Genomic DNA, 14151 nt, shown 5'->3' on the forward strand with positions numbered 1-14151 from the left:
CTAGATCCATTTCGGTGCTGCGGGGGTGCCTTCGGTGGTGCCCGGGCCGGTGGCGGTGACGCCGCTGTTGCCGCGTCCGGCGGCCCATTCGACGACGGCGGGCAGCGGCCCGGTGATGATCGTTGGGTCAGCGGTGCCCGCATCGCCAAACGCCAGGTCCGTACCGTCCACCTTGACGAGGAGTCCGGTGTCGGTGCCGCGGGTGTGCCAGGCGCCGGTGATGTCCTTGAGCAGGCGTTCCAGGACCGGTGCGGGAATGTCACTGAAGCTGGCTCCGTTGTCCAGGTCCACGGCGTGCATCCAAACTTCGCGGGTGCGCATCCAGACGGTTTCTTCGGCGGGGACGGTTCGGCCCTGGGCGGTCTTGACCTTGTGGTGCCAGGAGTCGGCGGGCAGGTCGCGCCACTCGACGTTCAGGTGCACGGCGGAGTGGTCGAACAGGTTCCGCAGCGCGATCGGAGAGAGCGTGGCTCCGAAGTCGATTTCATGGTTGCGGGCCTCGGGGGAGGGGTACATGGGTGTTTCCACGCCGGTGGCTGCCCATTCGACCAGCCGCGCGATGGCCCGGGCGTTGTAGCCCACGTGCGCTACGACGTGCCGGCGCGTCCACCCCGGAAGGCGGGTGCCGCCGTCGAGCTCTGGATCGGTGAGCTCGTTGAGCTTGCGGGCGAAGAACGCGGTGCCACGCCGCGCCTGCAGGAGGTCTTCCTGCAGGCGCGGGTCTGTGGTTTGGTCGTGGCGGGCGACCATCAGGCTTCCTTGACCACGCGGTTGGTCAGCTGGCCCAGGCCTTCGATGGTGGTGACCAGGACCTGGCCTTCCTGCAGGTAGCGCTTGGGGTCCTGGGCGTGGCCCACGCCGCCGGGGGTGCCGGTGGCGATCACGTCGCCCGGGTTCAGGGTGATGATGGTGGAGATGTAGGAGACCAGGAACTCCGGGGTAAACACGAGGTCCGAGGTGGGGGTGCTCTGCTGGACTTCGCCGTCCACCGCGGAGGTCATCAGCGGGCCGGGGGTGAATTCGTCCTTGGTGACCAGGGCCGGGCCGAACGGGGTGGACTTCTCCCAGGTCTTGCCCTGCAGCCACTGGATGGTGCGGAACTGGTAGTCGCGCATGCTGATGTCGTTCAGTACGGCGTACCCGGCGATGTGGTCCGCGGCCTGCGCTTCGGGGATGCGGCGGCCGGTCTTGCCGATGACGACGGCGAGTTCGGCTTCCCAGTCCACGGTGTCCGATTCCTGCGGCAGGGCCAGGTCGTCGTTGGGCCCGATCAGGGATTCGGCGTACTTGGCGAACAGGGTGGGGTACTCCGGGACCTCGCGGCCCATCTCCTTGATGTGGTTGCGGTAGTTGTGGCCCACGCAGATGATCTTGCCGGGGGAGGGCACGACGGCGGCGAGGTCGGCGCCCTTGAAGGGGTGGGTTGCGCCGTGGGCTTCTTTGGCGGTGGTTTCCCAGGCGGGGTCCTGCAGCAGGGCCCCGACGTCGGTGAAGCCCGGGATCTCGGTGAGGGTATCGCCGTCCTGGCGAACCGCCTTGGTTCCGTCACTGGTGCGGAGGGTGAGGAGTTTCATTACTTGGTGCGTCCTTCGATATAGGTGCGGTTGAAGTTCAGGCGCTCAAAGATGGGGGCGTCGCTGAACCGGAACAGATCAAACTCAGTCTCGGCCTGCAGGGACCAGGCGGCCCAGGACGGGACCACGAAGAGGTCGCCCTTGGCCAGGACCCGGGTGTCCCCGTTGAGGGTAACCGTGCCGGTGCCCTCGAAGACCTGCCACACGCTGGACCCCACCTCGCGGACGGACTCGGTCCAGGCGCCGGCACGGAGCCGGTGGAACTCGGCGCGGATGGTGGGCATGACGTCCCCGCCGGTGGTGGGGTTGGTGTATCGGATGGCGGCGTGGCCCTGGGAGACGGTGGCGGGGTGGCCCTCGTCCTCGAGGAGCAGCTGTTCGCGCAGGGCGGCGTCGGTGTACTTCCAGCGGTAGGCGGCGATGGGGGAGTTGGTGGTGTTCTCCAGGCCGGAGAGGGGGCGCAGGCCGGGGTGGGCCCAGAGCCGCTCGGAGCGGGAGATGTCCGGGGTTGCCTCGTCGGTGACGCGTTCGGTGCCGAATTCGAAGAACCCGGCGTCGGCGTAGTGCACGAACGGGATGTCCAGCCCGTCGATCCACGCCATGGGCTCGTCGGTGTCGTTGTGGTGGCCGTGGAAGTTCCAGCCCGGGGTGAGCAGGAAGTCGCCGCGGGACATCCTGACGGGGTCACCGTTCACCACGGTCCAGACGCCTTCGCCTTCGACGACGAAGCGGAACGCGTTCTGGGAGTGCCGGTGCTCAGGAGCGGTTTCCCGGCCGCCCAGGTACTGGATCGCTGCCCACAGCGTGGGGGTGGCGTAGGGGGTTCCGGCCAGGCCGGGGTTGGCCAGGGCGATGGCGCGGCGTTCCCCGCCGCGACCCACCGGCACCAGGTCCCCGGCCCGGGCGGCCAGCGGGTACAGGTCATCCCACCGCCACACATGCGGCACTGCCTTGGGGGACGGGACCATCGGCATCAGGTCCCCGATCTCCGTCCACAACGGAATCAGGTTCTCTTTATCGAAGTCCCGGTACAGCTGCTCAAGCTGGGCAGCCTCCTCGGGAGTTGGCTCCGGCAATGCGTGGCTGGCAGCAACTGATTCATGGGTGATGTTTTCAGTCATGGCAATCCTCTACTTTGAGTTGGCGCTGGCGGTGGCAAGCCGTTCTGCTATATCCGCGCGGAGTTCCTTCTTATTGATCTTGCCGACCTTTGTGGCCGGCAGTTCGTCTACGACCACCAGGCGTTCGGGGATCTTAAACGCAGCGATGCCAGTTTCGCGGAGCATCTGCTGGATCTGTTCAAGCGTTACCTCCGTGCCCGGTTTCACCGTGATGTAGAGACAGAGCTTTTCTCCCAGCACCGGATCGGGCATCGCGACCGCCGCCGCCATGGTGATGTCCTCGATTCGATAAACGAGGCTTTCGATTTCCTCAGCCGAGATCTTTTCCCCGCCGCGGTTAATCATGTCCTTGTCGCGGCCCTGGACAATGAGGTTTCCGTCAGGCCGGCGCTCCACGATGTCCCCGCTCGCATACCAACCGTCCGGGGTGAAGGCACGGGCATTTGCTTCCGGAGCCTTGTAATAGCCCCTTGGCGTGTAAGGACCGCGGGTCAAGATGGACCCTGCCACACCGTCGGGAAGGTCATTCCCAGCTTCGTCCACGATTCGGATTTCGTCGGCTTCGGACACGGGGCGGCCCTGCGTAGTGCAGATAACGTCTTCCGGATCATCCAATCGTGTTGTGTTGATCAGCCCTTCAGCCATCCCGAAAACCTGCTGCAGCGTTGCGCCGAGGACTGGCTTGACCTTTCGGGCAATCTCATCCGGGAGCCTGGAACCGCCGACCTGAATCACTTCAAGGCTGGCCAGCTGGGCGCCGCCTGTTTCCTCCTGATACTCGATCCAGCGTTGGGCCACCGCCGGAACAGCCGTTGAAAGCGTAACCTTCTCCCGTTCGATCGCGGCGAAAGCCTTCCGCGGTTCCGGGCTGGGAAGCATAACAACGCGGCCGCCGGCGAAAAGGATCCCAAGTATGCCGGGGCAGGCAAGCGGGAAGTTATGGCTCGCTGGCAGGGTCCCCAGGTAGACGGTGTCTTCAGTGACGCCTGTCGGCACGGACGTCGCCTTGATGTTGTAGGCATAGTCGTTGTGGGTCCTGGTAATCAGTTTTGGCAGGCCGGTTGTGCCACCTGAAAGCAGGAACAACGCAGGAGAATCAGGCGAGGGTGCGTTTTTATCAAGTCTTGCGCGGGCAGCCTGTGGATCTTTGCCAGGTGCCAGGATTTCCTCAAGCCGGACATTCATGGGATTGGCAGCACCAGAAACGAGGATCGTCTCCAGCGATGGAATTGCAGCCACCAGATCCTCTGCCAACGCCTGGTGGTCAAAGTCCTTGATCTTGTCCGGGACGGCGATGGCCCGCGATTCGGAAAGCTCCGACAGGAAGGAGAGCTCGTACTGCCTGTGTGCCGGCAGTGCCATTACCGGGATGATGCCGGCACGGAAACACGCCAGGGTCAGCAACGCGAATTGCCAGCCGTTGGGCAACTGGACCATCACACGGTCATCCGGCCGAAGGCCGAGCTGCAGAAGCCGCTCCGCGCCGGCATCCATCCGGTTGGCCAGGTCGGCGTAGGTGAGCCGGACGTCGCCATCGACGATCGCGACCTTGTCAGGCAAGCGGTCGGCCGTTTCGAGAATGTAGCTTCCCAGGGCGCGGTCCTCCCAGTAGCCCTTGGCGCGGAATTCGGCCGCAAGGTCTGCCGGCCAGGGGGTCGTTCCCTCACTGGTATGGCTTGTCATTTCATGTCCTCCTCGACATTGATCACTACGGCATCCAGCGCCACGAGTCCTTCGTGTGTCAGGCGCAGGGGATTGATTTCGATCTCGGCGATTGCGTCGTTGGATACAAGTGCATCCCCCATCTTGACCAACACGCCAGCGAGTTCGGCTATATTCAGCATGGGTCCGGACCGGAAGCCGTAGAGGAGCTCACGAGCCAGCAATTCGTTGGGCATAGCTTCCGCTGCACGATCTGACAGGGGAGCGGAACGGATGGCAACGTCGGCGTAGACTTCGGCCGCAGTGCCACCCAGGCCAAGAACGACAATTGGACCGAAGACAGGATCCCGACGGACGCCTGCGACTAAATCAATCCCGGATGGGGCCATGGATTCAATCAGGAATTCGTGTGCACCGGCGGCCTCCAAGGCATCCAATGCCCGCTCCAAGTCTTCACTGGATTTCACTCCCAGATGCACGCCGCCAATCTCGGTTTTGTGCAGGACTGCGGCGTCGAGCAGCTTGACCGCTACTGGACTGCCGAGCTCCAACAAGGCTTCATGCGCTGCGGCGCGGCTGGCGCAGGTCCGCCGTGCAGGCGTCCTGATGCCAAGCGCGCCGACCAGGTCCTTTGCGCGATTCTCATCCCATGGACCGTGGATATCCGGCCAGGTGAAGCTTCTGGTTTCGGCTCCAGACCGGATGAACTGTCCCCGTGAATCGTTAACCAAGGCGATGAGGCCGTGGGCCAGCGACGTTGGTCCGGAGATCAAAGGCACATCATGCTGCTGGGCTGATTTCCGCGCGCGTTCCAGATCGCTTTCAGGTCCGTCCACGCCAATTACAAACGGCATTGAACCTGCAGCGCCGGACTCCACGACGGAAAGGGGGAGATCGGCTACCGGTTCGGTCAGCCCGTACAGGGCTACGACGTCGACTGCGGGGTCAGCAGCGACCGCAGCAACAATCTTCTCGTAGCCAGGCCCGGGCCGGCCCGTATCGACAGGGTTGGCCTGGAAGGTCAGGGGCGGTAAGAGCGTGCCGATGAGGTCCTGAGTCGGCTGGGCAAGCCGTGGCACGGACACGCCGGCGCCGTGAAGGGCATCTGCAATCAGCAGACCCGGACCCGCTTGCCCGGTGATGAGTCCAACTCCTGGATCGGCAGCCGGAGCAAGCCGCCTGCCAGCCAGGGCGGTGACGGCGGCGACCAGCTGGTTCTCGTCGTCGACAATTACTGCTCCGGCCTGTTTGAGGACTGAACGTGTAGTCCGCCACGATGTGGCCAAAGCGCCGGTATGCGACTGTGCGAATTCAGACACATCGTTCCGGCCCACAACAAGCGCAACGACGGGCTTCACTGCGGTTAGGCGGGAAACGGCGTCTACGAGGGCAGGCCCATCGGAGACGGTTTCCAAGTGAAGGGCAACCGCCTTCGTCTGCTCATCGCTGATGAGGTAGTCCAGTACGTCGGGTGCGGTGATGTCCGTTCCCGCCCCGATACCGACGGCGAGGCTGACGCCTGCACCGGAACGCTGCAGGTGGAACGCGAGGACGTGATTGACGCCGCCGCTGGCGGCCACAACTGCCACTGCGCCAGGTTCCAGGTCAGCAACACCTGGAACGAAGCTGGCCCGCAGGTTGCGCCCAGGCACGAAGAAGCCCGAGGTGTTCGGGCCGAGCAGCCGGATGCCGGTGTCACGAACGGCGTCCTCCACCTGAACCGAGTATTCGACACCCGGACCGCCTGCTTCAGCAAAACCGCCTGCGCACACCAAGGCAGCTTTGGCGCCATGCGCGGCGCTGTCGCGCAATGCCTGGGCCGTAACGCCGGCCGGGACGCAGAGCACCGCGAGATCGGGGCCGCCGGGAATCGCCGCAGCAGCCTCGGCGATGCTGGTGTGCATGCCGTTCTCGCCCCTGCTGTTCACCAGCTCAACGGGTGCGCTGTAGCTTGAGAGGGATTGCGCCATGACAGCGCCTAGCTTCTCGGGGCTGGACGATGCACCGACTACGATGATGCCCCGGGGAGCGAAGAGGGCAGACAGGTTATGCATCGGTGGCCCCCACGTTTGCCGTAGCAACGGCGTCAGCACGGCCTGAGAGCACCAAAGTCAGGTTGGATACCGGCCCCCGATCATCAACGATGATACTGGTCAGGCCGCGTCCGAGGCGTGCCTCCTCTGACAGGAGGATCCGGGTGAATGCGTTGCCGCCCTGGATTACAACAGCCGCAGCTTCTGCAGGCAACTTCGCGAAGGCGGCGTTGAGCCCGGATTCCGTTTCCGGCGCGGTGATCAGCAGGGCAGTGTTGATGTTGGCCTGATCCGGATCAGTAGCCAGTGCGATGCTTCCGCCCGGTCCGGACAGCGCCATATCCGTGCCCTCGGTGGAGAGGGTCAACGAGCGGCCGGCAAACTGCGTCGTTCCCGCGCGAAGCGGAGTTTCAAGGGGCGCATGCCCGTGCCTGTCCAGCCAGTCCTGTTCCGCGGAGGCAACGAGCTCCGGATCCCGCATGCGGATCTTGTCGATGTCGATGCTGCGGGAGAAGAAATGGAAGGTGAACTGGGTGGGGTCGAAGGAGTTGTAGTACCTGGCGAAGTGTTCCCACCAGCTGAGGCCACCGCGGGCCTGGTTTTGGATCTTGGCAACTTGAGGCTGGCGTTCTGCCTCGTAATTGGTGAAGGCCTGCTCAAGGTCATCCTGGTGGGCGGCCACTTCGCGGACCAGGGTGATGGCGTCTTCCATTGCCATCTTCGTGCCGGAGCCCACGGAGAAGTGTGCCGTGTGGACGGCATCCCCCAGAAGGACGACGTTGTCTTTGTGCCAAGTCCGCGTCCGCCGGGTCCGGAAGTTGGCCCACCGGGAGTTGTTGGCTACCAGCGGCTCCCCGGCGATGTCTTCGGCGAACAGCTTTTCAAGGAATCGCTGCGTCTTCAGGTCCGAGGGCCCCGGAGGCTGGCTCGCATCGAATTCGTCCAAGCCTGCCTTCCGCCACGTGTCTTCGTCCGTTTCAACAATGAAAGTGCTGAGGTCCTCGCTGATTGGGTAACCGTGCACAGCGAAGTTGCCAAATTCGCTCTGCCGATGGACGAAGGTAAGTCCTTTGAACTTGTACGTGGTACCGAACCAGATGAACTTGGCGGTTGCTGTTTCGGTGGTGTGGCCCAGGCTCTCACCCAATTGTTCGCGAGTGGATGAATTGGCGCCATCTGCACCAACGATGAGGTCGAAGTCCGCCAGTTTCTGCAGGTCGGGAACGTACTGGCCAAAACGCATGTCAACACCAACTTCGGCGGCGCGTTCCTGCATCAGCTTCAGCAGCGTCTTGCGGTAGATGGCGGCCATGCCGTTGCCGCCGAAGGATTTCTGTTCACCTTTGAGCCAGACTTCGATGTCGTCCCAGTGGGTGCCGTAGTCGCGGAGTCCGTCCCGAACCACAGGGTCCGCATCGTTAATGCGGTTCAGCGTGGCATCGGAAAAAACCACACCGAAACCGAAGGCGTCGGTGGCCTGATTGCGTTCAAAGAGTACGACCTCGGCGTCCGGGACGGTCTGCTTGAACAGGGTTGAGAAGAACAGTCCGCCGGGACCGCCGCCAATGCAGGCTACGCGAAGTGCCATCGATGCCACCTTCTAAGGATTGGGAATTCGGTGAGAGAGGTCTCGGCAACAAGTATGTAACTAATCGACGCGCACCGTCAAGTATTTGTTACATGTCAGCAGCTGCCATCTCCGTGACTTCCTGACCGGGGCCGACTGACTGCCCGAGTATGCGCGAAACGTATTCGGTGGCGGCGGGTCCCAATTGCTTGTGGGCAGCTCCGAAGAGCCGGTAGGCATCACTACTTGGCCAGTTTTCGGGTTGGAGCTCGGCGGGCAGGTATGGGTCCCGGAAGAGGAAGCGGCGAAAATCTCCGATGATGCGCATCCGGTCGATAAGGGCCGTGCGGCCGTCTTTTGCAGTATTGCCAGCCTCGTCGTTGAGGGACGCGTAGGTCCTCAGGAACTGCCCATAGTCCCTTCCGAGCTGGTCCAAGTCCCAGCAGCGCGCGGCAAGCTCGCGGTCTTTGGCGGGATCTCCGGTTCCGCACCAGAGGGCGTCGACTTTCGCGGAGGGGTTTTCGTCGGCAATTTCCCGGACCTCGGCCATCAGGTCGTGAGGGCTGAGCCATGTGGAAGGTGAAAGCTGACCGAAGCCATGCCAGGCGAGCTGCTTCCGCAGTTGCTCCCGGACTGAGCGGTCTGACTCAGGAACCTGGTAGATGGCCATCGTCCACCGACCATTCCAGCTGTCATCCCGGCGGCGGAAGATCCGCTCGCGCCCCTCATCGAGGATGTCGAGCATGTGGGGCGTGAGTGCATAGACGGTCTCCCTGCCTACGCGCCGGGTGGTGAACCAGCCTTCCTTCCGCAGGCGGGAAAGGTTGACCCGCACGGTCGCAGGCTCGATGTCGAAAACTGCCAGTAACGCCGTGATGTCAGCAAGCTTTACCTCACTCCCTGCATACCGTAGGTAATCCCCGAAAAGGTCCAGGATCAGTGCTCTGGGTTTCCACTGCACGGAACCCTCCATATCTAAGCGCCGCGCTGTTCGGGCGGCTCGAGCCAATGTGCAACAAGTATAGGAAGGGATGGTGGCGCATCAGCCGCACAGGATCCCGACCCTTCCTGTTGGTGGGCCTACCAGGATTTATGCAACTCCATCTTGACGCCCAACGGTTTAATGTTACATTTATTTGTGGGTCAGGTCACAGCTGGCCCCCACATTCTCTGGAACCACCACAACGTCGTGTATTTCACCTGGAGTCCTCATGGCTTTTCAATCGCCAGCCCCATCCTCGGTTCGCCCGCGCAAATCTGCGGCTGTAGTCATTTTCCTTTGTTTCCTGGCCATCGTTTTCGACGGCTACGACCTGGTCGTCTACGGCGCCATCGTTCCCAAGCTTCTGGCCTACAAGCCTTGGGGGCTCACCCCTGTCGAGACGGGAGCAATCGGCAGTTACGCTCTGGCCGGAATGTTCATCGGCGCCATTCTCATCGGTTACCTCACTGACATCGTTGGCCGCCGCAAGGTCATGATGGCTTCAATCGCGGCCTTCTCACTCCTGATGCTGCTGACCGCCTGGGCTCCGACCCCGGAACTGTTCGGCGTTTTCCGCTTCCTGGCAGGCCTGGGCCTGGGCGGCGTCATTCCCACCGCAATCGCGTTGACAGTCGAGTTCTCCCAGTCCCACCGCCGCAACTTCAATAATGCCCTGATGTTCTCGGGGTACGCCGTGGGCGGCATCCTGGCTGCCCTGCTTTCTCTTGCTTTCCTGTCGTCACTGGGCTTCCAGGGCATGCTGGCCCTCGGCGGTATCCCCTTGGTCGTGGTTGTTCCCCTGCTTTTCAAGCTACTCCCGGAGTCGCCGGCCTACCTTGCAGCCAAAGGTGACAGGGCGCGGGCCGAGCAAATCATTTCCGACTATGGCCTTGAGCCACTGCCGCCAGTCCGGGCTGCGGGAGCCGCACCTGAGAAGGGCAGGTTCCGCACCCTCTTGACGGGTAAGCTCCTCGTCGGAACGATCCTTTTCTCATTGGCCGGTATCTGCGGGCAGACCCTCGTATACGGCTTGAATACCTGGCTTCCGCAGCTCATGGTCATCGCCAAGTACTCACTGGCTTCGTCCTTGACCTTCCTTCTCACGGTCAACATCGGTGCCGTGGTGGGCGTTCTTGTGTCCTCCCGGATGGCAGACAAGTTCGGCCCCCGCAACGTCACCGCGATTTCTTTTGCCTGCTCCGGTGTTGCATTGGTTCTTATGGGTACAGGGATCATGCCCCTGTTCGCCATGTACTTCCTGGTCGCAGTGGTGGGCTTCGGTTCAGTTGGCGCGCAGATCCTCGTCAACGGCTTCGTGGCCACGTATTTCTCGGCTGCCACCCGGGCCACCGCCCTCGGGATCACGTTGGGCGTCGGGCGTATCGGCGCCGTGCTGGCCATCTCCGGTGGTGGGGTGCTGGTGGCGGCCGCCCTGGGCAACTTCATCAATTTCTCCATCTGGGCAGTGGCCGCAGCCATCGGCGTCGTTGCCATCCTGGCCGTGCCGCGCCGTTCAGCAACTGCGGATGAAAACGCGTCCGCTCCGGCTGCCGCTTCCAACACCATTCCTCACTGACCACCGTCATTCAGGCGGCCCCGCCGCTCGTGCCGAATTACATCTATTAAGGAGTCACCTTGCAGACGCAACTCATCATTGACAATGAGCCCCGGAGCGGCCGCGAAGGCAGGACGTTTGAACGTCGTCACCCTGTCACGGGTGCTCTCGTGACGGAGAGTGCAGCAGCTGACGTGAACGACGCACTCGACGCGGTGGAATCGGCCGCCAAGGCATTCACCACCTGGTCCACCTCGGGCCCCAGCGAGCGGCGGGCAGTGATGCTCAAGGCCGCCGAAATAATGGAACGTCGCGGCCCGGAATTCATTGAGACCATGATGTCCGAAGTTGGTGCAGCCCAGCTCTGGGCCGGTTTCAACGTCTTCCTCACGGCCCAACTGTTCCGGGAGGCAGCCGGCCTTGCTACCCAGATCCAGGGCGAGACGCTTCCAACCGACAAGCCCGGCACCCTGTCAATGACCGTTCGGCAGCCTGCCGGCGTGGTGCTCAGCATGGCGCCGTGGAACGGAGCAGGCGTGCTTGCCGCCCGGGCCATCGCTTACCCCATTGTCTGCGGCAACACGGTGGTCTTCCGCGCGTCGGAAACGAGCCCACGTACCCACGCCATCATCGCCGAGGTGCTGCATGAGGCCGGAGTCCCCGCTGGTGTCCTCAACTTCATCACCAGCACCGCAGAAGACTCGGATGCGGTGGTTGAGGCCATCATCGCCCACCCGTCAGTTCGCCGCATCAACTTCACCGGGTCGACATCAGTCGGCCGCATCATCGCCGAAAAGGCAGCCCGCCACCTCAAGCCGGTTCTGCTTGAACTGGGCGGCAAGGCACCTTTCGTAGTCCTTGACGACGCTGACATTGATGGCGCGGTCAATGCAGCGGTCTTTGGATCTTTCCTCTACCAGGGCCAAATCTGCATGTCCACCGAACGCTTCGTGGTCGATGACAAGGTTGCGGACGAGTTCGTTGCAAAGTTCGCAGCACGTGCAGCGGAGTTGGGTGCGGGGGACCCCTTGACGGACGAAGCCTGCATTGTGGGTCCGATGATCCGGGAAGAGTCCGGGACGCGAATCAACGGGCTCATCGAGGACGCCCTGGCCAAGGGCGCTGAACTCGTAGTCGGTGACCGTGCAAACGGTGCCTCCATGCCTGCCACCATTGTGGACAGGGTCCGGCCGGAGATGTCGATCTACGATCAGGAAACATTCGGTCCAATAACCACCGTAGTCCGCGTATCCGGCGTGGAAGAGGCGGTCCAGGTGGCCAACGATACCGAGTACGGCCTGGCAGCCGCAGTCTTTGGGGCCGACAGCACCCGGGCTCTGCAGGTGGCCATGCGGATCCAGGCCGGCCACGTCCACGTCAACGGTGCCACCGTCCAAAATGAGGCGCAGGCCCCCTACGGCGGCATGAAAAACAGCGGCTACGGCCGGTTCGACGGCCGGGCGGTCATCAACGAATTCACAGAACTCAAGTGGATCACCATAGAGCAGTCTGATCAGCAGTACCCCTTCTAGGCCCAAATCACCCTGGCAACGAATCAGAACAATATCCAAGGAAGTCATGACCATGCAGGTAACCGCAGCAGTGGCACGCGAGCCCAGGCAGCCGCTCACGATTGAAGAACTTGAGCTTGATGAACTCCGGCCAGGTGAAGTGCTCGTAAAGATGGTGGCCACCGGTGTGTGCCATACGGACGCCATTGTCCGCGACCAGGTGTATCCGACCCCATTGCCGGCAGTTCTTGGGCATGAAGGAGCCGGAATTGTCGAAAAAGTAGGGGCTTCAGTCACGACGGTTCAGCCGGGAGACCATGTGCTGCTCGCTGCTGCGTATTGCGGAAAATGCGACCGCTGCCGTTCTGGTCAAATGGCGTACTGCGAAAATCTCTTCGCCGCTGACTTCGGAGGCCGGCGGGCGGACGGAACTACTGCGTTGAGCAAGGACGGGGAGGTCATTTCCTCCCATTTCTTCGGCCAGTCGTCCTTCGCAACGTACGCGAATGTCGTCGAGGAAAGCGTCGTCCGGATTGGCGCGGACGTCCCGCTGGAGATCGTGGCACCACTCGGTTGCGGTATCCAAACGGGAGCCGGAGCGGTCCTCAACGAGTTGAAGCCGGCGTTGAACAGCACTCTTGTTGTCATTGGTACTGGTGCGGTCGGGTCCGGCGCCATTATGGCCGGGAGGGTAGCAGGCTGCGCCCGCATTATTGCCGTGGACATCCACACCTCGCGGCTTGATCTCGCAAAGGAGCTCGGTGCGACGGACGCGATCAACACCAAGGAACTCGACCTTACGGACGAGATCCTTCGACTGACGGACGGCCGTGGCGCCGATTATGTGGTTGACACGACGGCGCGGCCGGAGTTGCTCCGCAAAGCGGCCGACGCCCTGGCCTTACGGGGCACCCTTGCCCTGGTCGGGGCAGCGAAGCCGGGAACCGAGGTTACTTTCGAGATCGGCCTGTCACTCGTGAAGGGCTGGACGTTCAAAACCATCATTCAAGGCAGCTCCGTGCCCCAGGTGTTCATTCCCAAGCTCATCGAACTGTGGAAGGAAGGACGCTTCCCGATGGACAAGCTCATGCGCAACTACGGCCTTGAGGAGATTAACCAGGGCTTCGAGGACTCGGCCAAGGGAACGGTCATCAAACCGGTCATTGTGTTCCAGCAGTGATCAGCAGTCCTACTGCATGAGGTTCGTCACCTCGCATAGGAGAGGTCGACGGCGGTTTTCCACCCGCCGTCGACCTCTTCTGTGTTCAGCCCTGCCAGCCAGCAGGACTTATGCGATCCCTAGCTCACGCCCGAGGCGTCACGTGCGAGGAGTTCTGTGGTCCGCATGATCGCTGAGCGCCGCCGGGTTTGATCAGGCGTGCCCGTGATGACGACATGAACGTTCTGGCTCGTCATCCACGCGTGGCACAAGGTGATGATAGTGAGCAGGAGATCCTCTGCGTAAGACTCGCTTATGCCGGAAAGTGCGGCGCGGATCTCCGTTACCTTGCCGGCCGCATGTATGGCCCGTTTCTCTGCACCGACCGGCTTGTCCCGCTCCAGGCCCTCCCAGGCGGCAAGGCGCGCCAGGCATGGATGGCTCGTAACAAAGTCGAAGTACCGTCCTGCGAACTCGGCAACGGCCACTGGTCCAGACTCATGTATGGGTAGATCGCCCAGTGCTGAACCGAGCTCCCGTGTAAGTGCGGCCTCAAAGAGTTTTGCCTTGTTCCCAAAGTAGAAATAGATCCGCTCTTTGTTGCATCCCGCCCTTTTGGCTATGTCGTCCACACGTGCACCCGAAAAGCCGCGTTCGGAAAACTCGGATACAGCTGCGTCGAGGAGCTTCGCCTTTGTTGCGTCCGTGTCCCATGCCATACGTCAATCGTAACTCCAACTGACCGTTTGCAATTTCATGGGGGTAGGCCTACGGTTAGTCCAACCGAACGTTTGGAGACTGGATGGAACACGAGGGCAGGGCTCTTGCCGCCGATGAAACGGACATGCATCACCGTCACGCAACCGGCATTGCATCCGTGCATGTCCGTGCGGTCGTAACGTGGCTGGCCATATTTCCGATGGCCGCAGCAGGCATGTGCGCCCTGGGGGCGCTGGCTCCGCAACTGCACCCTGTGCTGCGCGCGTT

The 14151-nt window shown here is 62.4% G+C and carries 11 protein-coding genes; 3 read left to right on the forward strand and 8 right to left on the reverse strand.

Annotated elements, in window-relative coordinates:
* The 7 genes from ACTAQI_RS04245 to ACTAQI_RS04275 form a co-directional block, all read right to left on the reverse strand.
* A complete protein-coding gene (locus ACTAQI_RS04245; protein ID WP_457949769.1) occupies window positions 1–750 on the reverse strand; it encodes a maleylpyruvate isomerase family mycothiol-dependent enzyme in 750 nt (249 codons plus the stop codon).
* Window positions 750–1574 carry a fumarylacetoacetate hydrolase family protein gene (locus ACTAQI_RS04250; protein ID WP_457949770.1) on the reverse strand — a complete coding sequence of 275 codons (825 nt, stop codon included), beginning with the start codon at window positions 1572–1574 and terminating at the stop codon, window positions 750–752. The genes ACTAQI_RS04245 and ACTAQI_RS04250 overlap by 1 nt, the downstream gene beginning before the upstream one ends.
* A complete protein-coding gene (locus ACTAQI_RS04255; protein WP_457949771.1) occupies window positions 1574–2695 on the reverse strand; it encodes a cupin domain-containing protein in 1122 nt (373 codons plus the stop codon). Before ACTAQI_RS04255 ends, ACTAQI_RS04250 begins: the two co-directional genes overlap by 1 nt.
* 9 nt (window positions 2696–2704) lie before the next feature.
* Window positions 2705–4378, reverse strand: a complete 1674-nt coding sequence (locus ACTAQI_RS04260) for a (2,3-dihydroxybenzoyl)adenylate synthase (protein WP_457949772.1) — start codon at window positions 4376–4378, stop codon at window positions 2705–2707.
* Window positions 4375–6411, reverse strand: a complete 2037-nt coding sequence (locus tag ACTAQI_RS04265) for an acetate--CoA ligase family protein (protein WP_457949773.1) — start codon at window positions 6409–6411, stop codon at window positions 4375–4377. Before ACTAQI_RS04265 ends, ACTAQI_RS04260 begins: the two co-directional genes overlap by 4 nt.
* Window positions 6404–7978, reverse strand: a complete 1575-nt coding sequence (locus ACTAQI_RS04270) for an FAD-dependent monooxygenase (RefSeq protein ID WP_457949774.1) — start codon at window positions 7976–7978, stop codon at window positions 6404–6406. Before ACTAQI_RS04270 ends, ACTAQI_RS04265 begins: the two co-directional genes overlap by 8 nt.
* An 88-nt stretch (window positions 7979–8066) precedes the next feature.
* Window positions 8067–8918 (reverse strand): PaaX family transcriptional regulator, encoded by an 852-nt coding sequence (locus tag ACTAQI_RS04275; protein WP_457949775.1) that lies wholly within the window; start codon window positions 8916–8918, stop codon window positions 8067–8069.
* Window positions 8919–9168: 250 nt separating this feature from the next.
* Between ACTAQI_RS04275 and ACTAQI_RS04280 the strand changes: the two genes are divergently transcribed.
* The 3 genes from ACTAQI_RS04280 to ACTAQI_RS04290 are packed head-to-tail and all read left to right on the forward strand — an operon-like array spanning window position 9169 to window position 13185.
* Window positions 9169–10515, forward strand: coding sequence for an MFS transporter (locus ACTAQI_RS04280; RefSeq protein ID WP_457949776.1), 1347 nt, complete (start codon window positions 9169–9171; stop codon window positions 10513–10515).
* Between the two features lie 59 nt (window positions 10516–10574).
* Window positions 10575–12026: an aldehyde dehydrogenase gene (locus ACTAQI_RS04285; protein ID WP_457949777.1), complete on the forward strand. Its 1452-nt coding sequence runs from the start codon at window positions 10575–10577 to the stop codon at window positions 12024–12026.
* 46 nt (window positions 12027–12072) lie between these two features.
* Window positions 12073–13185, forward strand: coding sequence for an NAD(P)-dependent alcohol dehydrogenase (locus ACTAQI_RS04290; RefSeq protein ID WP_457949778.1), 1113 nt, complete (start codon window positions 12073–12075; stop codon window positions 13183–13185).
* Between the two features lie 119 nt (window positions 13186–13304).
* Here the strand turns inward: ACTAQI_RS04290 and ACTAQI_RS04295 are convergent, their stop codons facing one another.
* Window positions 13305–13883 (reverse strand): TetR/AcrR family transcriptional regulator, encoded by a 579-nt coding sequence (locus ACTAQI_RS04295; RefSeq protein WP_457949779.1) that lies wholly within the window; start codon window positions 13881–13883, stop codon window positions 13305–13307.
* Window positions 13884–14151 lie beyond the last annotated feature (268 nt).

It is taken from the genome of Pseudarthrobacter sp. alpha12b, assembly GCF_054130495.1.

Coding starts and splice junctions, on each gene's coding strand:
- ACTAQI_RS04245 (WP_457949769.1), bottom strand. CDS start 750: ATGGTCGCCCGCCACGACCAAACCACAGACCCGCGCCTGCAGGAAGAC.
- ACTAQI_RS04250 (WP_457949770.1), bottom strand. CDS start 1,574: ATGAAACTCCTCACCCTCCGCACCAGTGACGGAACCAAGGCGGTTCGC.
- ACTAQI_RS04255 (WP_457949771.1), bottom strand. CDS start 2,695: ATGACTGAAAACATCACCCATGAATCAGTTGCTGCCAGCCACGCATTG.
- ACTAQI_RS04260 (WP_457949772.1), bottom strand. CDS start 4,378: ATGACAAGCCATACCAGTGAGGGAACGACCCCCTGGCCGGCAGACCTT.
- ACTAQI_RS04265 (WP_457949773.1), bottom strand. CDS start 6,411: ATGCATAACCTGTCTGCCCTCTTCGCTCCCCGGGGCATCATCGTAGTC.
- ACTAQI_RS04270 (WP_457949774.1), bottom strand. CDS start 7,978: ATGGCACTTCGCGTAGCCTGCATTGGCGGCGGTCCCGGCGGACTGTTC.
- ACTAQI_RS04280 (WP_457949776.1), top strand. CDS start 9,169: ATGGCTTTTCAATCGCCAGCCCCATCCTCGGTTCGCCCGCGCAAATCT.
- ACTAQI_RS04290 (WP_457949778.1), top strand. CDS start 12,073: ATGACCATGCAGGTAACCGCAGCAGTGGCACGCGAGCCCAGGCAGCCG.
- ACTAQI_RS04295 (WP_457949779.1), bottom strand. CDS start 13,883: ATGGCATGGGACACGGACGCAACAAAGGCGAAGCTCCTCGACGCAGCT.